The sequence below is a fragment of the Stenotrophomonas sp. NA06056 genome, assembly GCF_013364355.1.
Lineage (GTDB): Bacteria > Pseudomonadota > Gammaproteobacteria > Xanthomonadales > Xanthomonadaceae > Stenotrophomonas.
Map to the genome: position 1 here is coordinate 303408 of NZ_CP054931.1, position 20911 is coordinate 324318.

Consider the following 20911-nt stretch of genomic DNA (forward strand, 5'->3'; position numbering starts at 1 on the left):
GGGTGCCGGAAGGGCGGGCGGGACATGGATGGATGACAGCGTGCCACCACATGGGCTGCCGGACCATAACCAAAACGTCCTAAAATCCGTGTTCCCCCGGCTCCCTGGTGTGTCATGTCGGCTCCCCCCGTTCCGTCTGCGGCTGCCCCTCGGGGTGGCCTTGTCGTGTTGGCGCTGCTGCTGGTGTACGTGGTCTGGGGCTCGACCTACCTGGGCATCGCCAAGGCCCTGCATGGCGGCGCGCTGCCGCTGACGATGGTCTCCGGCAGCCGGTTCATCATTGCCGGCGGCGTGATGTACCTGGCGCTGCGCCTGTTCTGGAAGATGCCGAAACCGACCCTGCGGCAGTGGCGCAACCTGGTCATCATGGGCGTGACCATGCTGGTGCTGGGCAACGGCATGGTGGTGCTGGCCGAGCGCGAAGTGTCATCCGGCCTGGCCGCCACTGCAGTGGCTTCGGTGCCGTTGTGGATGGCGTTGTTCTCGGCCTTGCGCGGGCAGCATGCCAGCAAGGGGGAATGGCTCGGCATCGCGGTCGGCTTCGTCGGCGTGGTCTGGCTCAACGCTGGTAGCAGCCTGACGGCCTCGCCGACCGGGCTGGTGCTGCTGCTGATCGCGCCGATCGGCTGGGCGTTCGGCTCGGTATGGGCACGCGGGCAGGACCTGCCGGGCCCGTTCATGACGGCCGCCGGGCAGATGATCTGCGGTGGCGTGCTGCTGGTGGTGATCGGCCTGGTCGTCGGCGAGCGCCCCACAACGCTGCCCGATACCGGTGGCCTGCTGGCGATGGCCTACCTGTGCGTGTTCGGTTCGATCGTGGCGTTCACCGCCTACGTCTGGCTGCTGCAGAACGTACGCCCGGCGCTGGCCGGCAGCTATGCCTACGTCAATCCGGTGATCGCGGTGCTGCTGGGTGCGGCGTTGAACGGCGAACGGTTCGGCTGGCGCGACTTCCTGGCCATGGCAGTGATACTTCTGGGTGTGGTGGTACTGACGATGGCAAGGACACGCAAGCGATGAGCATGGACGAGAAAGAACAACGCCGGGGTCTGCTGGTCACCGCGTCCACCTTCGTGCTGTGGGGGCTGGTGCCGGTGTACTGGCATCTGCTGAACGAGGTGCCGTCGTTCCAGATCATCGCCCACCGCATCATCTGGAGCACGGTGCTGGTGGTGGCCTGGCTGCTGATCGCATCGCGGCTGGGCTGGTGGAAGAAGATCGCCGCGCAACCGCGCGCGCTGCCGATCCTGGCCGTATCGAGCCTGACCATCGCCTTCAACTGGGGCCTGTACATCTGGGCGGTCAATGCAGGTCACGTGATCGAAACCAGCCTGGGTTATTTCATCAACCCGCTGGTGAACGTGCTGCTGGGTGTGCTGGTGCTGAAAGAGCGCCTGCGCCGCGTGCAGTGGCTGGCCGTGGCGATCGCCGCGGTGGGCGTGGCCTGGTTGACCATCGATGCGGGTACGCCGCCGTGGATCGCGCTGGGCCTGGCCTGCTCGTTCGGCCTGTATGGCCTCCTGCGCAAGCTGGTGTTGGTCGATCCGGTGGCCGGGCTGGGGGTGGAAAGCCTGTATCTGTTCCTGCCGGCGCTGGGCTTCGCGCTGTGGGCCGAGAACGGCCACGGCGGCGGCTTCTTCGGTGGCTGGGGCTGGGGCAACGATCTGTTGTTGATCTTCGGTGGCGTGGTCACGGCGGTGCCGCTGATCGGCTTCGCCTACGGGGTGAAGCGCATTCCGTTGTCGCTGGTCGGCATCCTGCAGTACATCGCACCGAGCCTGCAGCTGCTGCTGGGCGTGTTCTTCTTCCACGAGGCATTCGACACCGGCAAGGCGATCGGTTTTGCGGCGATCTGGGCCGGGTTGATCCTGTTCATCGCAGACAACGTACGTGCGATGCGAGCCGCCAAGCGGTAGCACTGCGCAGCAGCGCACATGACCCCGCAAAAAAGAACGGCGCCCCGAGGGGCGCCGTTCTGCTTCCATCCACGGCCAGGAGAGAGTTGGCCGGGGCGGGAACGCGGTTGCAGGCTTAGAAGCGCTGCTGGTACTTCATGTACATGAAACGACCGATGTCGAAGCCACCGTAGTAGGTGAAGCTGCTGTTCGGCTGGCTGTACATGATCGGACCCTGGTGGTCGAACACGTTGTTCAGGCCCAGCGACACGGTGCCGTCCCACGGCAGGCTGTAACGCACCTGCAGGTCGTGGAAGGTGTTGGAACCCACCTTGCGGCTCGGCTGTGCATCGGTATACGGCGAAACGAAGTCGGCCATGTTGCAGTCCGGGCCACCGCCCAGATCGTACGAGCAGGCTTCCTTCATGCCCGAGTAGTAACGGGCGGTCCAGCCGATGCCCAGGTTGCCGTACTGCCAATCCAGGTTGACGGTCGAACGTACGCGGAAGTCACCCGCCCAGCCCACGCGCTGCTCCACCGGGGTGGTGGCGGCGCTGTCGTTGCGCTGCTCCAGGTAGTCGGTGTAGGTGGTGTTCCAGTTGATGGCGAACTTGCCGTACGCGGTTTCCGGCAGGCGGTAACGCACACCGATGTCATAACCGGCGGTTTCGCGGTAGCCGGCGTTGACCAGCGAGCGATCCAGTGCCGAGACCTGGCCACGGGTGGCCGCAGCGGTGGAACGGGTGAAGCGACCGCAGGCCGAATCCACACCCTGCACGTAGCACTGGTTGAGGATGTCGGTGGCCGACTCGCCCACGATGGCGTTGTCGATGCGGATCTTCCACCAGTCCAGGCTGACGTCCAGGCCCTGCACGAATTCCGGGCTGTAGACCAGGCCGACGGTCCAGGTCTTGGCGGTTTCCGGCTTCAGTTCCGGGTTGGAACCGGAGTTGAAATCAGAAGTGGCCTGCTGGCCCGGGCGGTTGGCAAGGTTGCCGTCCGCACCGGTCTGCTGACGGAAGTTGGCGGGCACATTCAGCGCCTTGCAGCGTGCAGCCACGGTCGGGCTGCTGGCGGCGATGCCGAACTTCGTATCGCACGGATCGGTGAACGAGTCGCGGCTGGACACCGCGCCGCCGTAGAGATCGTCCACGGTGGGTGCACGGAATCCGGTGCCGTAGGTGGCGCGCACCAGCAGGCTGTCGATCGGCTTCCACTTCAGGCCGAACTTGCTGTTGGTGGTCGAACCGAAGGTGTTGTAGTCGGTGTAGCGACCGGCCAGGTCCAGCGACAGCTCGCGGGCGAAGGCCATGTCGGCCAGCAGCGGCACCTGCATTTCCAGGTAGACCTCGTTGAGCGAGTAGTCGCCACGGGTCGGCTGGCCGGTGGTACCGGCGATCTGGCCCTTCTGCACCATCAGGTCCGGGGTGTAGCTGGCTTCTTCGCTGCGGTGCTCGAAGCCCATCGCACCCATGATGTCGCCGGCCGGCAAGGTGAACAGCGAGCCGGAGATGTTGGCGCTGGCAACCTTGGTGGTGCTGCGCATCTTGTCGACGAAGCGGGTGAACAGGTAGTCCTGCACGTCCTGGTTGCCCAGCGAGCCCGGGCCGGTATAGCCCATCGGCGCAGCCGGATTCCACGGCACGCAGCCGGCGATCACCGCACCCGGCGTACCGCAGCGGGCAACGTCGCCGTCCATGAAGGACGGGCCGACGGCCAGGTTGACGTGCGGCTGGTACATGCTGCCGGTGCCGACGCGCTCGCCTTCATTGCGGTTGTACATGTAGCTGACGTTCCAGTCCCAGTAACGCGAACCGGTTTCGAAGCTGCCTTCCAGGCCGAGGCTGGCACGCTTGGTTTCCAGCGTGTTTTCAGTACCGCGCGGCAGCTCTTCGGTGCGGTGCGAGAACAGCACGTCCTGGCCCCACTTGTTGAAGGTGCTGTCCTTGGACAGTGCAGCGCGGGTGCCGTTGCGCGACTGCGCGGCCGAGACCGAGTACGGGTAGCCGGCCAGGTGCTTGGTCGACTCGCGCTTGCTGTACAGCGCGTCGGCGACGATGCGCAGGTTGTCGGTGATCGAGAAGCCGCCGTTGGCGAACACCGAGGTGCGCTCCAGGCCGCTCAGCAGGCTCATGTTGGTCTTGGCGTTGGCACCGTCGGCCGGGTTCGGCGTGTGGAAGTTGCCAGCACTGCTCGGGTCGCCGCCCGGGCCAACGGTCAGCGGCTTGCCACCGACGGTGACGGTGCCCCACTGGGTGGTCGGGCTCAGCGCGTCGACGTCGTCGGCGTGGCGCGGGCCACCCGGGTAGCGGCTGAACTCGCGCGCATCGCCGAGGATTTCGTCTTCCTTGGTGCGCTCGGCGCCCACGCTGAACCAGCCGCGGTCGAAGGTCTTGCCGAAGGTGGCGCTGTAGGAGCGCTTCTGGCCGTCGCCTTCACCGTACTGGCCGACATAGACGCTGGCTTCGCCACCGTCGAAGTTCTTGCGGGTGATGATGTTGACCACGCCGGCAATGGCGTCCGAGCCGTACAGCGCCGAAGCGCCGTCGGTCAGCACTTCCACGCGCTCGACGATGGCGGACGGAATCGAGGCCAGGTCGGAGTAGCCGCCGGCGCTGACGCCCATGCGGCGGCCGTCGATCAGCACCAGGCTGCGTTCCGGGCCAAGGTTGCGCAGGCTGACATACATGCCGCCGAAATCACGCGAGGAGCTCAGCGAGGACGAACGGCTCAGGCTCGGTGCGCCGGCTGCAGTGACGTCCTGCAGGATGTCGGCAACGTTGACGTAGCCCTTCTTCTCGATGTCGGCGCGGTTGATGGCCACCACAGGCTGCGCGGTCTCGACACTGGCCTGGCGGATGCGCGAGCCGGTGATTTCGATGCGGTCGAGGTTGGTGGGGGTATCGCCGGCTTCCTGTGCGAAAGCGGGCGTGGTGCAGCTGGCGGCCAGCGCGATGACGATCGCGTTGCGCAGCGGGGTGGTCTTCAGGGACATCCGTGAAATCTCGTGTTTCAGAAAAAACATGCGTCCTTTCTATGGACGCGTGGGGTGCTGCAAACCAACGTGGGGGCCGGATTCTAGAGTGTTTTCATTGGTAACTGTTTGTCCGCGCGCGCTGTAATGCCGCGAAGATGAATCGCAACCAACAATCCACAGGTTCACTGTGCGCGACGTCACGCGCGCCGCGTTTGCGATGGGCAGAGGCACCGATAGCGGCGGTGTTGGCGCAATCTGTAGCGATGCGAGTGCGCATGCATCCATCCACGCGCGGCGTGGATCTACTAAATCCCGCACGCGCCACATCGGTAGATCCACGCCATGCGTGGATAGCCCCACAGTAGATCCACGCCATGCGTGGATGACGCGCAATGAAAAAGGGACGGAGCCTTCGCTCCGTCCCCTGCGCAATGCTCATTCAATCAATGCGTGCTGCTCAGGTCTCGCGCAATGCCGTGGTGATCGGCAGCCGTGCCGCGCGCAGCGCCGGGAACAATCCACCCACCAGGCCGATGCCCAGCGCCCACTTCAGCCCGCTCCACAGCAGTTCCGGCGACACATGGAACTTGAACACCACCGCGCTGAAGTTGCTGCCGATGGTGGACACGCTGTAGCCGTTGAACAGCAGCCACGCCACCGCGCAGCCGAGCAGGCCACCGAGCAGGGCCAGCAGCATGGTTTCCAGCATCACCGCCGTCACCACCGGCAGGCCACGGAAACCGATCGCACGCATGGTGGCGATCTCGCGTGCACGCGTGGCCACGGCGGCATACATGGTGTTGAGCGCGCCGAACACCGCGCCCACCGCCATGATGGTGCCGATCACCTTGCCGAGGATGTCGATCAGCTTGGTCAATCCGCCACCCTGCTTGCTGTAGTAGACGCGGGTGGTTTCCACGTCCAGCTTCAGGCGCGGGTCGGCGGCGACAGCGGCCTTGAATTGCTCGAAACCGGCCTTGCCGTCGGTGCGCACGCTGATCGACTGCCAGGCACTGCGCTGATAGGTCGTAGCCAGCGTGTCGGCGTCGGTCCACAGCTCCGAATCATGCGCATCGCCGGTAGCGAACACACCTACGACCGTCCAGGTCTGGTTGCCCAGAGTGAGCGTCTTGCCAACGTCCATGTCGCGGAACTGGCTTTTGGCGCCTTGGCCGACCACGATTTCGCGCAGCCCGGCGGCGAACCGGCGGCCTTCGACGATCTTGACCTTGTCATGCACGGCCCACGCCTGCGGGCCGACACCGCGGAACTGCGCGTTGACGTCGGTGCCATCGGCCTTGGAGACCAGGTTGACCACCTGCGAGAGCTCCGGCGACAGCAGCGGCCGCCCCTGTGCATCGCGGGTGATACCGGGCAGGGTGGACAGCGTGGGCACCTGTTCGCGGGTGATGACCGAGTTGGTCTCGGCCTGCGAACCGCCGCGCAGCACGATCGCGGTGGTGTCATCGCCGGTGTTGTTGAGCGTGGCCTGGAAGCCTTCGCCCATCGCCAGCATCGCCACCAGCACACCGACCACGCCGGCGATGCCGACCACGATCACCGAGGATGCACCCCAGCGCTGCGGCAGGCTGGCAATACCGATGCGGGTGGCGGCCAGCGCCAGCCGTCCACTGCGGGTGAGCGCCAGCCACAGCCCCACCAGCACCGCGATGGCCAGCACGCCGATCCACGGCAGGGCGATCCACACGGCCAGGCCGACGCCCAGCAACAGCACGGTCACCGCGTTTCCCAGCCACTTCTTGAGCTTGTTCATGTCGGTGTCCTCTTCAGCGGCCGGCGAGCGCGTCGACGATCTTCAGGCGCTTGGCGCGCAGGGCGGGCAGCAGCCCGACCACGATGCCGATCACCACGATCAGGACGATGCCCACCAGCCAGGTCGGCGTCGGTACGTGTGGCGGCAGCATGCCCATGCTCTTCGGGCTGATGGCCGGCAGGATCAGTGCGGCCAGCCCCATGCCGATCAGACCACCGAGGCCGATCAGCAGCACCGACTCCACCATCACCAGGGTCAGCACGGTGCTGTCCTTGAAGCCCAGCGTCTTCAGCGTGGCCAGTTCCGGAATACGCTCGCGCACCGCCTGGGCCATGGTGTTGCCGGTCAACAGCAGCAGGGTGAAGAACACCGCGCCCATGATCGAGGTGACGATCATGCCGATGTCGGCGAACTGCTTGACGAAGGCCTGCTGGAACGCCGACTCGGTCTGGGTCTTGGTTTCGTGGTCGGAGTTGGCCGAAATCGCATCGATCGCCTGCGCCACCCGCGACGACTGGTCCGGGTTGTCCAGCGTCACCGTGTACCAGCTCACCTGGTTCTTGATGTAGTCGTTGGATTCATCGAAGTACTTCCAGTTCATCATCAACTGGCGTTCTTCATTGGCCGCCAACGCGCGATCCTTCGAGCGGTAGATGCCCTTCAGTTCCAGCGGCCAGTCGTTGCTGCCACCGCGCGGGAAGATCGTCGCCTGCAGTGGGATGGTGTCGCCAATCTTCCAGCCGAACTGCTTGGCCAGCGTCTCGCCGACGATCGCGCCGGTGCGGGTCTGCTTCCAGTCCTCCAACTGCGCCGGGTCGATCTGCAGCTCGCGATAGACATCGAAGTAGTTGGGCGACACCGAGAAGTTCGGGAAGAAGTTCTTCGGGTCCTGGTAGATGCCGCCGAACCACATGCCGTAGGCCACGTCGCGCACACCGGACACTTGGCGCACCTGCGCTTCCAGGCGGATCGGCAGCGATTGGGTGATGGACAGGCGGGAAGCGACCACCAACCGGTTGGCACCTTCCACGCTGCCGCCGGACGAGAACGCCACGCGTACCGAGTCGAGCATGCCGAACAGCAGGAACGCGGCCACCACCGACAGCAGGGTCAGCAGGGTACGGGTGCGGCTGCGGAACAGCTGCGCCCAGACCAACGAGAAGTATTTCATCGCCGTGGCCTCCGTCAGTGGGCCAGCGGGGCGTCGGCCAGCTCGCCCTTGTCCAGGTGCACCGTGTGGGTGGCGTACTCGGCGGCCTTCGGGTCATGGGTGACCATGATGATGGTCTTGCCGTGTTCGCGGTTGAGCTGCTGCAGCAGGCCCAGGATCTCTTCGGCGGACTGCCGGTCGAGGTCGCCGGTGGGTTCGTCGCAGATCAGGAAGGTCGGGTCGGAGACGATCGCGCGGGCGATCGCCACGCGCTGCTGCTGGCCACCGGACAGTTCGTTGGGGCGATGGCTGCGGCGGTCGGCCAGGCCGACCAGGGTCAGCGCGATCTCGGCATTGCGCTTGCGCTGGGCCGCGCTGAGGTGGGTCAGCAGCAATGGCAGCTCCACGTTCTTCTGCGCGGTCAGCATCGGCATCAGGTTGTAGAACTGGAATACGAAACCGACGTGATGGCTGCGCCACGTCGACAGCTGGCCGCCGCTCATCTGGTCGATGCGCTCGCCTTCGATGCTGATCTCGCCGCCAGTAGGGTTGTCCAGGCCGCCGATCAGGTTGAGCAGGGTGGTCTTGCCGGAGCCGGACGGGCCCATCAGCGCGACGAAATCGCCGCTGGCGATATCCAGGTCGATGCCGTGCAGCACCTGCACTTTCTCGGGGCCACGCTGGTAGGTCTTGGTGATGTTGCGCAGTGAAACCAGGGTCGACATGGGTGGTTCTCCACGAAAGGCGGGAAACGGGACGTCGCGCCGGCCGTGGGCCGGGCGTAACCGAAGGGTGATGCCGTCGAGCGGTACTGCAGGTGGCGCCACGCGGGCGCCAGGCCGTTACTGCGCTTGTTTCTGTTGCACCTTGGCGCCGTCGCGCAGGGTGTCCGGCGGGTTGACCACCACCGACTCCCCCGCGCTCACGCCCTTGAGGATCTGCCGGTCCTTGCCCATCGCCTGGCCGGCTTCGACCGTGCGCTGCTGCACGCGGTTCTCGTCACCCAGTACAAAGGCCACCGAAACGCCCGCGCGCTGGACCACGGCACCGCCCGGCACGCGAACGCCCTGCGGTTTGCTGGCCGCCTGCGGCTGCGCCTGTTCCAGGAAGCTGACCCGCACGCCCATCTCCGGCACGATGCGCGGGTCTTTCACTTTCAGTGCCACCCGCACCTTCACCGTGGCCTTGCCGCGGTCAGCGGTGGGAATGATGGCGATCACCTCGGCCGGGATCTTCCAGTCCGGGTAGGCGTTGAGCGTGGCTTCCACCGGCATCTTCGGCTGCACGCGGCCAATGAAGGCTTCGCCGACCTCGACTTCGATCTCCAGCGATTCCATGTCGACGATGGTGCCGATGCCAGTACGGGTGAAGCCGCCACCGGCCGACAGCGGCGAGACGATCTCGCCGGGCTGCGCGGCCTTGGCGGTGACCACGCCGGAGAACGGCGCGCGCACGATGTTGTTGTCCACGCCAAGGTCGGCGATGGACAGCTGGTCGTTGGCGACCTTCACGTTACGCTGGGCGGTATCCAGCTGTGCACGCAGGCTGTCGCGCTGGGCCACGGCCTGGTCGTACTGCGAGCGGGACACCAACTGCTGGCCGACCAGCGCCTGCAGGCGGCTGGCTTCGGCGGCCGCCTGCTTCTGCTGCGCTTCCAGCCCGGCTACCTGGCTGCGTGCAGCCTGCAGCTGCGAGGCATACAGGCTGCGTTGCGCGTCGGCGTCGATCGGGTCCAGGGTGGCCATGATCTGCCCCTGTTCCACCCGCATGCCTTCTTCGATCATCACCTCGCGCACCTTGCCGGTGATCTTGGCCGACACCGTGGCCATGCGCCGGGCGACCACGTAGCCACTGGCATCAAGCACCGAACTGCTGGCGCTGCCCTGCTGGATGGCTACCGCAGGTGCGGTTTCCACCTCCACGGCCGGGGTGCGGCCGAACAGCGCGAAGGCGCCGGCGGCCAGCAGCACGATGATCACGACCACGGCGATCCACAGCCAGCGGCGGCCCCCACTGCCTCCACCGGAGGCCGGCGGCGGCGACTTGCGGTCGATACGGAGTTCCTTCAACAGCTCGGCAGAAGCGTTCATTCGTTCCATCACAGGCGTTCGGGCGGGTGTGACCGGAAGGGCAGGCAGCGGCGGTTCCGGCGGTGGAGCGTGCGGCACAGCATGCAGGCAGGCACAGCGATGACGGCAGTGACAGCTGTCACCCGATGACACTGACGGCGGCAACTGCGAAATGTGACCACGGCGGCACAGGATGGCAACGTCCCCGCTACCGGTACTGCCCATGGATCCGATCGCTCCGTCGCTGGCCCGCCTGCAGCAGGTGCAGGTGCGTTACCGCGACCATACCGCCCTGCATGGCATCGACCTGCAGGTCCGTGCTGGCCAGGTACTGGCCCTGCTGGGCCGCAACGGTGCCGGCAAGAGTACCGCGATCAGCGTGCTGTTGGGTCTGCGTCGCGCCGACGCCGGCCAGGTCGAGCTGCTGGGCGGCGATCCGAAGCAACGTGATCATCGGCTCGGCCTCGGCGTGATGCTGCAGAGCACCAGCCTGCCACCGATGCTGCAGGTGGATGAACTGGTGGCACAGGCCAGCGCCTGCTATCCGGATCCACTGCCGCTGGGCGAGGTGCTGCAGCGTGTGGGCCTGCAGGACCTTGCCCGGCGTCGCTACGGCCAGCTGTCCGGCGGGCAGCAGCGCTGCGTGCAGTTCGCCATCGCCATCTGCGGCCGTCCGCGCGTGCTGTTCCTCGACGAGCCCACCACCGGCCTGGACATCCAGGCGCGGCAGGCGATGTGGCAGGCGATCCAGCAACTGGTGGCCGAAGGCTGCGGTGTGCTGCTGACCACGCACTATCTGGAAGAGGCCGAGGCGCTGGCGCAACGGGTAGTGGTGCTGGAGCAGGGCAGGGTAGTGGCCGATGCGCCGCTGTCCGAACTGCGCCTGGCCGACCGCCCGCGACGCATCCGCTGCCGCAGCACGCTGGCCGCCGATGAGGTGCAGCACTGGCCGGGCGTACAGCAGGTGCAGCGCGAGGGCGAACATCTGCAGCTGCTGGCCAGCCCGGCCGAACCGGTAGTGGCCCGCCTGCTCGCCACCGATGTGCAGTTGCGTGAACTGGAAGTACAGGGCGCGGCGCTGGCCGACGCCTTCCTCGACCTGACCCGGGAGGCCGCATGAACACCGTTACCCCGACCACCGTCGCCGTGCGACCTGCTGCGGCGTGGCGTCGCGCGCTGCGCCCTTACCGAGCCGAACTGCAGGCCGAACTCCGCCGCGCCTGGCGCACCCCGGCCTTCGCCGTACCCTCGCTGCTGTTCCCGGTGCTGTTCTATCTGCTGTTCGGCGTATTGCTGGGCCGCGGCCACGCATCGTTGTACCTGCTGGCGACCTACTGCGTGTTCGGTGCAATGGCACCGGCACTGTTCGGCTTCGGCGTGCAGCTGGCGCTGGATCGCGAAGGCGGCCTGTTGACGCTCAAGCGTGCGTTGCCCATGCCGGCGGCGGCACCGCTGCTGGCGCGGTTGGCGATGGCGGTGATGTTTGCGCTGCTGGTGGCGTCGCTGCTGATCGGCGTCGCCCGTGTGCTGGGAGGCGTACATCTGCAGGCAATACAGATGCTGCAGCTGCTGGCGGTGGCCGGGCTGGCCGCGCTGCCGCTGGGTGCCATCGGCCTGCTGATCGGCAGTCACGCCAGTGCCAGTGCAGCGCCGGCGATGGTCAACCTGGTCTACCTGCCGCTGGCCCTGCTGTCAGGCCTGTGGCTGCCATTGTCGTCGCTGCCGAAGGTGTTTTCGACCATGGCACCGCTGTGGCCAACCTGGCATCTGGCGCAGCTGGCGTTGCCGGTGGTCGGGCTGCCGTCGGCGGGCGCTGTCGCCGGCCACCTGCTGGTGTTGCTGGGGGTGACCGCGGTCGCACTGCTGCTGGCGCGCCGCCGCCTGCGCCGGGTCGGCTGAACTGGCATGATCGGCAGCGATCGTCCCCGCCTGGAATCGTCCGTGCCACCGAGCTGGCTTGCGTCCCTGCTGCGCCCCGCACCGGATTCGGCGGTGGCCGACAACCTGCGCCGTGGCAAGCCGGTCTGGGCCGATGCGATCCACCTGCTGTGGACGGTATGGGTGTTCATGACCCCGGTGTTCAGCGGCGGCTACACCCTGCGCTGGGCACTACTGACGCTGGGCAGCTATCCGCTGTTCCTGCTGCTGTATGTTCGCCTGTTGTTGTCGCCGCGCCACCACGCACCGCGCTATGCGCTGGCGATGGTTGCATTGGCCACGCTGCTGGTGCCCTGGTACCCCTCCGGCATCAGCTATTTCATCTTTGGCTGCGTGATGCTGCGCGTCTGCGGGCGTGGCAGCTGGTGGGTGTATCTGCTGCAGCTGGCAGCCCTGAACGCGGTGTTCTGCACGGTGGCCCTGTTGTCGCACTATCCGTGGCAGAGCCTGGTCTGGATACCGGCGGTGTCGTTCATCATCGGCATGGTCGTGAACGTAGAAGCCGTGAACAAGGACAAGGACGCGGCCCTGCAGCTGTCGCAGGAAGAAGTGCGGCGCTTGGCTACCACCGCCGAGCGCGAACGCATCAGTCGCGACCTGCACGACCTGCTCGGCCACACGCTGTCACTGATCACATTGAAGCTGGAACTGGCACGCAAGCTGTACGACCGCAACGATGCGCGCGCACGGCAGGAAATCGGCGAAGCCGAAGACATCGCGCGTGAGGCGCTGTCGCAGGTGCGCAGTGCGGTTACCGGCATCCGTGCCAGCGACCTGGCCGGCGAGCTGGCCTCGGCACGGCTGCTGCTGGAGTGCCAGCAGGTACATCTGCAGTACGCGGTACCGCCGCCGATGCCGGTGGATGTGGAACGCGGATTGGCTTTGGTGCTGCGCGAGGCCGCCACCAACATCGCGCGGCACGCACAGGCCACGCAGGCACGGGTGGATTTCATGATGGAAGGACGACAGTTGGCGATGCAGATCCGCGATGACGGCCGGGGCGGCGTCCAGGCCGAAGGCAATGGGCTGTGTGGCATGCGCGAACGCGTGGTGGCGCTGGGCGGCCAGCTGGCGGTGCAGTCGGCGCGCGGTGAAGGCACGGTACTGACCGTGCGCGTGCCCCTGGCAGCAGCAACCTCACCGTTGCCACCGACCGCGCCACAGGTGCAGGACGGTGTCGCATGATCCGCATCGTATTGGCCGAAGACCAGGCGATGGTGCGTGGAGCGCTGTCGGCGCTGCTGGGCCTGGAGCCGGATATCGACGTACTTGGCAGTGCCGCCGATGGCGAAGCCGCCTGGCGCATGGTGCAGCAGCTGCAGCCGGATATCCTGGTGACCGACATTGAAATGCCCGGACTGAGCGGGTTGGAACTGGCCCAGCGCATTGCCCGCCATGAATTGCCGATCAAGGTGGTGATCGTGACCACCTTCGCCCGTGCCGGTTTCCTGCGCCGCGCGCTGGAAGCGGGCGTGCTGGGCTATCTGCTGAAGGATGCACCGGCCGAGAACCTGGCCGAGGCATTGCGCAAGGTGAAGCAGGGGATCCGCGCGATCGACCCGCAACTGGCGCTGGACGCGTGGTCGCAGGCTGATCCGCTGACCGACCGCGAGCGCCGCGTACTGCGCCTGGCAGGCGAAGGCCGCACTGCCGGCGAGATCGCCGAGCAGCTTGGGTTGTCGCACGGCACAGTGCGCAACTACCTGTCCGAATGCATCGGCAAGCTGGGCGTGGCCAACAGGATCGAGGCGTACCGGCTGGCACGGCAGAAGGGGTGGTTGTAGGGGACCGGTAGCGCCGGGCCATGCCCGGCGGATCATTTCCGCGCCTGCGGAGAGGTGTCACTTTCTTTGCTCGTGCACCGCGCTGCAGGAGCAGCGCGGAACGGCGTAGCCGGCCCGTAGGGTGGCGCACATGGATGTGCGCCATCAAGAAAGTAACCAAAGAAACACGCCGCCGGCCGCGAGCCGGCGCGCTTCGCACGCCGGTGCCCTGCGCTCCTCGGTCCGTCGAGGGGCGGCGCGGGAACTCGCTGCGCTCAGACACCCGCGCCTCTTCGCCCTCGCCGGACCTGCGGTGCTCGGCTCGCTCAAGGCGGACTGGAAGGCCAAGATCAACAACAAAGGCATCCACGCGCGGTGTGGACCTACTGGGTGCTGCTGTGGCCTTTGACGTTGGGTCCGCCTTCTAGCGAGCCGAGCATCGCAGGGGAATCAGGGGCGTAGAGGCGCCGATGTCTGAGCGCAGCGAGTTCGGCGCCGTCCCCTGATTCCCCGAGAAGCACAGGGCACCGGTGCGCAGCACCGGCTCGCGACCTGGCGGCGTGTTTCTTTGGTTACTTTCTTGATGGCGCACATCCTTGTGCGCCACCCTGCGGGCCGGCTACGCCGTTCCGCGCTGCTCCTGCGGCGCGGTGCACGAGCAAAGAAAGTGACACCCCTCCGCGGTCGCGGAAATGACCCGCCGGGAACACCCGGCGAACCCCGTCAATCCTTCCCGCGCGCCATCGCCTGGAACACGCCATCGCGTCTCACCCACAGGTGGAACAGCGCCGCACCCACGTGCATCAGCACCGTTGCGAACAGCACGTAGGCCAGCAGACTGTGCGCATTGCGCAGCGCGGCGTACAGCGCTGGCGTGTGCGGCACGATCGGTGGCAGGTGCAAGCCACCGCCCAGCACGATCGGGTAGCCGCCGGCCGACAGCATCGCCCAGCCGATCAGCGGCATTGCCAGCATCAACGCGTACAACATCCAGTGCGAGGCCTTCGCCGCCAGCACCTGCCACGCGGGAAGATCCGCCGGCAGCGGCGGTGGGCGGTGGCGCAGGCGGTTGTACAGCCGCAGCACCACCAGCAGCAGGATGGCGATGCCCAGCGGACGGTGCAGGTCGATCAGCATCGGCCGCAGGTGCAGCGAGGCGACCATGGTCACGCCGATGAACAGCATCGCGATGATCATCAGCGCCATCGACCAGTGCAGTACCCGTGCCAGCAGATTGAAGTGGCCGTTGCCGGTGCTCATCGTGCCGCCTCCTTCGGTTGCTCGACGTTGCCGCTGGCACGCTCGCGCTCGCGGCGGTTGAACGACTGCGAATACACCGCCGAACGCGCAGCCAGGATCGGGTCATCACTGCCGCGCACACCGCTGGGCACGATCAGCGGATCGAAGTTGAGCTGGCCGCAGGCACCTTGTTCCTGCGACTGCATGCGGTCCAGGCTGAGCACACCGGCCACCACCTGTTCACGCGATTCCGGCCACGGCACCGAGGGATCATCAATGGCATCGCCGGGCGCGGCCAGGCTCACCACCAGGTTCCAGCGCACCGGGCCGCTGGCCAGGCGATGCTGCAGTTCCTGGCTCAGAAAATCGACGCTGGCCTGTTTGCGCGTTTCCGCATCCATCTCCACCAGCGGCGCCTGCGGCTGCCAGCGCCAGCGCACCGCGCGCTTCTGCCCCTGCGCGTTGGTGAACCAGAAACTGTTGACGCTGTTGAAGGTGGTGTCGGCCCAGCTGCTGGTCCACGGCGCGGTCTTCGCCCACTGCTGGAAGGCCTGTGCGCTGGGGTACTTCGCCAGCACGGCAGCCATCTTCTGCGGGTCGGGCTTGCCGGTGGCGGGGTCGGGGATGGAGGCGCGCGTCTGCTCGTAGAAGGCCTCCGCAGTGGGCACGGCGAAGAACGGGAAGCTGTTCATCGCCATCCGCCATTCCTGGCCGTCATCGCTGACCATCTGCACCGCGATGCTGCGCACCCGTGCGGTGTTGTCGGCGCCGTAGGGGTCACCGCCGCCGATCGACAGGCGGCCCATCACCGGCACGCGCGCCTGCGAGAACACCCGCGCACTGGACAGGGTGGGTGCCTGCGCACTGGGTTCGAACCAACCGCTCACGCATACACCCTTGCTGTGCGCGCGGCGGAAGCCGGGATGCGCAGGGCCGGTGGCCTCGATGGTGTCGGTGAAGCGCTGAGCGGTCAGCCGATCGCGGCCGATCCAGCCGGCCAACCAGGCGAAAGCGAGGGCGACGGCACCCAGGATGAGTGCGATCAGTGCGATCCAGAGCAGCGGCGAATGCCTGCGGGGTGCGCCGGGCGTCTGGCCAGCGCGGGTGTAGCGGAAGAGCGACATGGTCGGAGTCCTGCCTTCACGGACGTGTGGGTGGGCGACCACCACATCCTCGCAGAACCCGGCCGGAGCCGAAATTCAATTTTTTGTCAGATTTTCCGGGTAATGCGGTGCCGACCAAGGTCGGCACCCACCGGATCAGCTGTAGCGTTGCTTCAGCATCGCCCACGCCGAACGCAGGGCGAGGGCTTCGCCACCGGCCGGGCGGCCCGGGCGCTCGCCATCGTTCCAGGCATACACGTCCAGATGCGCCCAGCGCTGGCCATCTTCCAGGAAACGTTCCAGGTACAGCGCGGCGGTCACCGAGCCGGCCATGCGCGAACCGGCGTTGGCCAGATCGGCAATGCCGCTGCTCAGGTAACGCAGGTAGGGGCGCCACAGCGGCATGCGCCACACCGGGTCGCGGGTGGCGTCGCCAGCCTGCAGCCACTGCTGGGCAACCGTGTCATCGTTGCTGAACAGCGCCGGCAGATCCGGGCCGAGCGCGATGCGTGCCGCGCCGGTCAGGGTGGCGAAGTCCAGCACCAGGTCCGGCTTCTGCTCACCGGCGAAGGTCAGTGCGTCGCACAGGATCACCCGGCCCTCGGCGTCGGTGTTGTCGATCTCCACGCTCAGGCCCTTGCGGGTGGCGATCACTTCGCCCGGACGGAACGCATCCGGGCCGATCGCATTTTCCACCGCCGGCACCAGCAGGGTCAGGCGCACCGGCAACTGCTGGGCCATCACCAGCCCGGCCAGTGCCAGCGCGTGGGCGGCGCCGCCCATGTCCTTCTTCATGTTGCGCATGCCATCGGCGGGCTTGATGTCCAGGCCGCCGGTATCGAAGCACACGCCCTTGCCGACCAGCGCCAGCGCCGGATCAGATTCCTTGCCCCAGCGCAGCACGATCAGGCGCGGTGCGCGGTGCGAGGCACGGCCCACCGCATGGATGGCCGGGAAATTCTGCGCCAGCAGTTCGTCGCCGGTGATCGCTTCAACCTGCGCACCATGCGCTTGCGCCAAGGCACGCGCGGCGTCTTCCAGCTGCTGCGGGCCCATGTCTTCGGTGGGCGTGTTGACCCAGTCACGCACGCGCAGGCTGGCGGCGATCAGGTCGGCCACTTCGCCAGTCGGTGCGGCAACCAGCTGGGCCGGCGTGCGGTTGCGCTTGCGGTAGCGGTCGAAGCGGTAGCTGCCCAGGCCCCAGCCCAGCTGCAGCAGCGCCTGTTCGGCGGCCGGCAGTTCGCTGGCCAGCTGCCACACGCTGCCTTCCGGCAGGGCATGCGGTGCATGTGCGTAGCTGTAGGCATCGGCACGATCGCCGACACCGATCACCGCGCCCGCCAGGCCATCGGCGCCGGGCAGCAGCGCAACCGAATGCGCGCCGGCGGTGAAGCCCTGCGACTTCAACCACGCCTGGGTGGCCGCGGACTGGCTGTTCTTCCACGCCTCGAACTGGCTGCGGTCCAGCACGTGCAACGGCAGCGCGGCGGTGGTGTCGGCGGTGAAACCAGTGATCTCGCTCATGCGTCAGGTACTCCGGGATTCGTCAGCGTCGGTGGCGTCGAGGTTGGCATCGAGCCAATCGGCCAGGCCGGTGAGGGTGTCGAACTGCAGGTCAGGCTGCAGCTGCGGATGGTTCCAGGTGGCCGCTTCGCGGTTGATCCAGCAACCGCGCAGGCCGGCAGCCATCGCGCCGGCCACGTCCATCTCGACATGGTCGCCCACGTGCAGCACCTGCGCCGGGGCAACGCCCAGACGGGTACAGGCAGCGTGGAAAATGCTCGCTTCCGGCTTGGCCGCGCCATGCTCGCGCGCGCCCAGCTGGAAGCTGAAGTGATGGGCCAGGCCGATCCGTTCCAGATCGGCGTTGCCGTTGCTCAACGCGGCCACCGGTACCCGCGCGGCGATCCGCGCCAGTGCGTCGAGGGCATCGGGGTAGCACTCCACCTGGTTGCGCGCGGCGTAGAACACTTCATACGCCGGTTCCAGAAGGTCCAGGCTGGCGCCACTGTTTTCCAGCGCCTCCTGGATCGTCAGCCGGCGCAGCGCGCTCAGGTCGAAATGCAGATGGGGATTGTCGCGGAACGAGCGCTCACGCAGTTCGCGCATGGCCGCCACCGGATACATCGCGGCAGTGGCGGGGCTGTGTTCACGCATCCAGTCGAACAGGACCTGGTCGATGCGGGCGCCGATCGGAGCGAACGGCCACAGCGTATCGTCGAGGTCGAGGGTGATGGCAAGGACAGGAAATTTCACCCCACCATTCTACGCCTGCGCGCGCGGGCTTTTCATGCCGCGCGGCAGGCAGGCAATGCCGCTGTCAGCGGCTGCGCAGGTCGTAGGCGCAGTACAGGATGGTCTGGCCGTCCAGGCGATCCACGTTCAGATTGTGCCGGCCCACTTCGCGCATGTAGCTGCCGGCCACCGGCGCCGGCATCTTCGCCAGCGCAGCGACCTTGCCGATCTCGGTGTTGCCGAAGTAGGCCGTGTAACTGTCCACGCCATCCTCGCCACTGGAGCCGTCGTACGCGTTCACGTGGGTCACCGGCAGGCCAAGCACCATCAGCGGCGCGGCCAGCGTGTAGCCATCGTCGTACTCATCCCTGGCCTTCCTGCCGTCAGGCATCAGCACCTTGGCCATGACATCGAACTGCTCGGGGGTGAGGTGGCGCTGGCAGGTGATGGCCTCCACCAGCTGGGTGCGGGCCACTTCCGCACTGGGCGGGGCAGCGGCAAACGCGGGCGAGGCCAGGCAGGCCAGAACGAGGCATCGACGGGTGAACGAGAACATGGGGGAAGGTTCCATCCTGGGAAAAAAGCGGGCGCATATTCTGCCAGTCCACGCTGTCCAACGGTTCCTTCCGCTTGCGCGCCCACCTTGCCGTCCACCCATGGGGGGCGATCATTCCAGCAGCCGCGCCCACCCCTGCATGCCGTCCAGCCGCGCCAGCACCAGCTTGATGCAGACCAGCAACGGCACCGCCAGCAGCAGGCCGATCATGCCCCAGGCCCAGCCGAACACCATCAGCGCCAGGATCAGCACCAGCGGCGACAACTTCATCTGCCGGCCAAGCACGATCGGTGTCACCAGCTGCCCTTCCAGGGTGTGCAGGGTCAGGTAGGCGGCCGCAGGCAGCAGCGCCTGCAGCGGGTCGCGGAACTCGACGAAGCCCATCAGCAGCATCAACGCCACGCCCAGCAGCGGGCCCACATAAGGCGCGAAATTCAGCAGCGCCGCCACGGTGCCCCACAGCAGGGCCTCCTGCAGGCCGATGCCCAGCAGCATCAGCACGCCGGCCAACAGCAGGCCGACTACGGTGTTGATCACGCTGATGGTCAATACATAGCGCGATACCTCATGCTCGATCGAGCGCAGGATGTCGCTGGTGAAGCGCTGCTGCTGCCGGTTCGGGAACAGGGCGATCGCTGCGCGCTGCAGGCTCTGGCCGTAGATCATGAAGAACAACGTCAGCAGCACAACTGCCAGCACCGAGGCGGCCAGCCGCGGCGCGCGGGTGAGCATGCGGTACGGATCATCCAGCTGGGTGCGGATCACCTGCACCTTGTGGTTGCCGTCGCCACCGGCCACGCGCGCGAAATTCTCCGCGGCCTGGTTGGCCTGCTGCACCGGCTTGGTCAGGTCCTGCACCTGGCGTGCGACCTTTCGCAGCTGCTGTGGGGCTTCCTGTGCCCAGTCCATCGCCGGGCCGATCAGCTGCACTGCCAACGCACCGGTCACGCCCAGGCCGGCGCCCAGTACCAGCAGGGCGCCGAGCGCGCGCGGAATCCACAGCTTCTGCAGCAGTCGCAGGATCGGGTTGCCGACCAGGGCGAAGAACATCGCCAGCAGGACCGGCAGGATGATGTCCTGTGCCGCCCACAGGGTGAACGCCACGGCCAGGGTTGCCAGTATCACCAGCGACATCGGACCGCGTGGACGCGAGGCGGGAGGCAGCGGCGCGGGGGCGTCCGGCGCAGGCGACGACGGGGACAACAGGGGCTCGCTCATCGACGCACCGACCGGGAAGAGAGGCCCATTATCGGCCCGCCGCGATCAACGCGGCGGGTAAGGATCGTCAACGTTCGGACAATTCGGTGGCCGCTTCGGCCGGACGCGGCCCACGCAGCTCCGAGTCGGCCTCGGGTGCCGACTGCGCTGCCGGCCGTGCTGCTGGTCGGGCCGCCGCGGGCGGCGGCTGCTCGGTGGCTTCATCCACCTGGTCGGCGGCGTCGTCTGCGGTTTCCGCTGCCTGCGCCGCCACCACGGTGGCAAACGCGGCCTGCGCGCTGGCGAACAGACTGGAGACCGAACCCACCATCTGCAGCCAACGTGCTCCGTTGACCTTGCCAGGAACTTCCAGCTTGCCAGCGATGAAACCGCCGGCCAGGCCAACCACCACGATGCGCAGTGGCGACCAGCCCTGTCGCCAGACCTGGCTGAGCACGCCCCAGTTGCCCTGGGTTTCGCCGATGCGCACGGCCATCACCTGTTCGCAGCGCTTCACCCGCCGCTGCAGTGCACCGAACTTCATGGCTTGCCCTCCGGAATCTGCACGCCTGCATCGGGATCATCGTCGGTGGGCTCATCGAACAGGCCCAAGCGGGACAACTGGCGCCGGGTGGCATGCATGCCGGTGTGGTGGAAGAAGTACGAAACCCGCCAGATCGCATAGCCGGTGACGGCCAGACTCAGCAACGAGGTGATCAGCAGGGCCTGCAGCCAGCTCAGGCCGAAGCTCTGCAGCAGCGCGATCAGGGTGGCGGCCATCAGCAGCCACGCCGAGGCGCCGAATACGATGGCGACGCCGGCCCAGGCCAACGCCCGCCCGAACGCGCTGCGCGCGAGCGCGAAGTCCGCCGACGCCAACCGGCGCAGCGAACGCAGCGAGTGCTTGGCCGAATCGACGGTCGCCCGGCCGGCAGCGCCGACCTGGCGGATGCTCTCGTCCAACGGCGGCGTGGCCGCCGGATCGGGACGTTGCGTGGTGTCTTCGCTCACGCCG

The 20911-nt window shown here is 67.0% G+C and carries 19 protein-coding genes; 6 read left to right on the plus strand and 13 right to left on the minus strand.

Features of this window, described 5'->3' with window-relative positions:
• Positions 1-114: 114 nt before the first annotated feature.
• Together yedA and rarD are read left to right on the plus strand one after the other, a co-directional pair.
• Positions 115-1020 carry a drug/metabolite exporter YedA gene (yedA, locus tag HUT07_RS01330; protein ID WP_176019390.1) on the plus strand — a complete coding sequence of 302 codons (906 nt, stop codon included), beginning with the start codon at positions 115-117 and terminating at the stop codon, positions 1018-1020.
• On the plus strand, positions 1017-1916 hold the full coding sequence (gene rarD, locus HUT07_RS01335) for an EamA family transporter RarD (RefSeq protein WP_176019391.1): 900 nt from the start codon (positions 1017-1019) through the stop codon (positions 1914-1916). The genes yedA and rarD overlap by 4 nt, the downstream gene beginning before the upstream one ends.
• Before the next feature lie 115 nt (positions 1917-2031).
• Here the strand turns inward: rarD and HUT07_RS01340 are convergent, their stop codons facing one another.
• The 5 genes from HUT07_RS01340 to HUT07_RS01360 all read right to left on the minus strand — a co-directional run bounded on the left by HUT07_RS01340 (position 2032) and on the right by HUT07_RS01360 (position 9886).
• A complete protein-coding gene (locus HUT07_RS01340; RefSeq protein ID WP_176019392.1) occupies positions 2032-4890 on the minus strand; it encodes a TonB-dependent receptor in 2859 nt (952 codons plus the stop codon).
• A 439-nt stretch (positions 4891-5329) separates the two neighbouring features.
• Positions 5330-6646, minus strand: coding sequence for an ABC transporter permease (locus HUT07_RS01345; protein WP_176019393.1), 1317 nt, complete (start codon positions 6644-6646; stop codon positions 5330-5332).
• Positions 6647-6659: 13 nt separating this feature from the next.
• A complete protein-coding gene (locus tag HUT07_RS01350) occupies positions 6660-7817 on the minus strand; it encodes an FtsX-like permease family protein (protein ID WP_176019394.1) in 1158 nt (385 codons plus the stop codon).
• 14 nt (positions 7818-7831) lie between these two features.
• Complete coding sequence (locus HUT07_RS01355; RefSeq protein WP_025878346.1) at positions 7832-8521, minus strand: ABC transporter ATP-binding protein; 690 nt, start codon at positions 8519-8521, stop codon at positions 7832-7834.
• A 117-nt stretch (positions 8522-8638) separates the two neighbouring features.
• Positions 8639-9886, minus strand: coding sequence for an efflux RND transporter periplasmic adaptor subunit (locus HUT07_RS01360; RefSeq protein ID WP_176019395.1), 1248 nt, complete (start codon positions 9884-9886; stop codon positions 8639-8641).
• A 202-nt stretch (positions 9887-10088) separates the two neighbouring features.
• Between HUT07_RS01360 and HUT07_RS01365 the strand changes: the two genes are divergently transcribed.
• The 4 genes from HUT07_RS01365 to HUT07_RS01380 are packed head-to-tail and all read left to right on the plus strand — an operon-like array spanning position 10089 to position 13587.
• Positions 10089-10985 carry an ABC transporter ATP-binding protein gene (locus HUT07_RS01365; RefSeq protein ID WP_176019396.1) on the plus strand — a complete coding sequence of 299 codons (897 nt, stop codon included), beginning with the start codon at positions 10089-10091 and terminating at the stop codon, positions 10983-10985.
• Complete coding sequence (locus HUT07_RS01370; RefSeq protein ID WP_176019397.1) at positions 10982-11764, plus strand: ABC transporter permease; 783 nt, start codon at positions 10982-10984, stop codon at positions 11762-11764. The genes HUT07_RS01365 and HUT07_RS01370 overlap by 4 nt, the downstream gene beginning before the upstream one ends.
• A 6-nt stretch (positions 11765-11770) precedes the next feature.
• The gene (locus tag HUT07_RS01375; RefSeq protein ID WP_176019398.1) at positions 11771-12988 is read left to right on the plus strand and encodes a sensor histidine kinase; all 1218 of its coding nucleotides are present in this window, start codon (positions 11771-11773) and stop codon (positions 12986-12988) included.
• On the plus strand, positions 12985-13587 hold the full coding sequence (locus tag HUT07_RS01380; protein ID WP_176019399.1) for a response regulator transcription factor: 603 nt from the start codon (positions 12985-12987) through the stop codon (positions 13585-13587). The genes HUT07_RS01375 and HUT07_RS01380 overlap by 4 nt, the downstream gene beginning before the upstream one ends.
• Positions 13588-14289: 702 nt before the next feature.
• Here HUT07_RS01380 and HUT07_RS01385 read toward each other — a convergent pair.
• The 8 genes from HUT07_RS01385 to HUT07_RS01420 form a co-directional block, all read right to left on the minus strand.
• Positions 14290-14826, minus strand: a complete 537-nt coding sequence (locus tag HUT07_RS01385; RefSeq protein WP_176019400.1) for a cytochrome b — start codon at positions 14824-14826, stop codon at positions 14290-14292.
• Positions 14823-15929 carry a catalase family peroxidase gene (locus HUT07_RS01390; protein WP_176019401.1) on the minus strand — a complete coding sequence of 369 codons (1107 nt, stop codon included), beginning with the start codon at positions 15927-15929 and terminating at the stop codon, positions 14823-14825. The genes HUT07_RS01385 and HUT07_RS01390 overlap by 4 nt, the downstream gene beginning before the upstream one ends.
• A gap of 135 nt (positions 15930-16064) precedes the next feature.
• Positions 16065-17432 (minus strand): M17 family metallopeptidase, encoded by a 1368-nt coding sequence (locus HUT07_RS01395; RefSeq protein WP_176019402.1) that lies wholly within the window; start codon positions 17430-17432, stop codon positions 16065-16067.
• A 3-nt stretch (positions 17433-17435) separates the two neighbouring features.
• Positions 17436-18164 (minus strand): HAD-IA family hydrolase, encoded by a 729-nt coding sequence (locus HUT07_RS01400; RefSeq protein ID WP_176019403.1) that lies wholly within the window; start codon positions 18162-18164, stop codon positions 17436-17438.
• A 64-nt stretch (positions 18165-18228) separates the two neighbouring features.
• Positions 18229-18699: a hypothetical protein gene (locus HUT07_RS01405; RefSeq protein ID WP_176019404.1), complete on the minus strand. Its 471-nt coding sequence runs from the start codon at positions 18697-18699 to the stop codon at positions 18229-18231.
• A 111-nt stretch (positions 18700-18810) separates the two neighbouring features.
• Positions 18811-19917: an AI-2E family transporter gene (locus tag HUT07_RS01410; RefSeq protein ID WP_176019405.1), complete on the minus strand. Its 1107-nt coding sequence runs from the start codon at positions 19915-19917 to the stop codon at positions 18811-18813.
• 67 nt (positions 19918-19984) lie between these two features.
• Positions 19985-20440 carry a protein sip-5 gene (locus tag HUT07_RS01415; protein WP_176019406.1) on the minus strand — a complete coding sequence of 152 codons (456 nt, stop codon included), beginning with the start codon at positions 20438-20440 and terminating at the stop codon, positions 19985-19987.
• Complete coding sequence (locus tag HUT07_RS01420) at positions 20437-20907, minus strand: phage holin family protein (RefSeq protein WP_089241379.1); 471 nt, start codon at positions 20905-20907, stop codon at positions 20437-20439. Before HUT07_RS01420 ends, HUT07_RS01415 begins: the two co-directional genes overlap by 4 nt.
• Between the last annotated feature and the right edge of the window lie 4 nt (positions 20908-20911).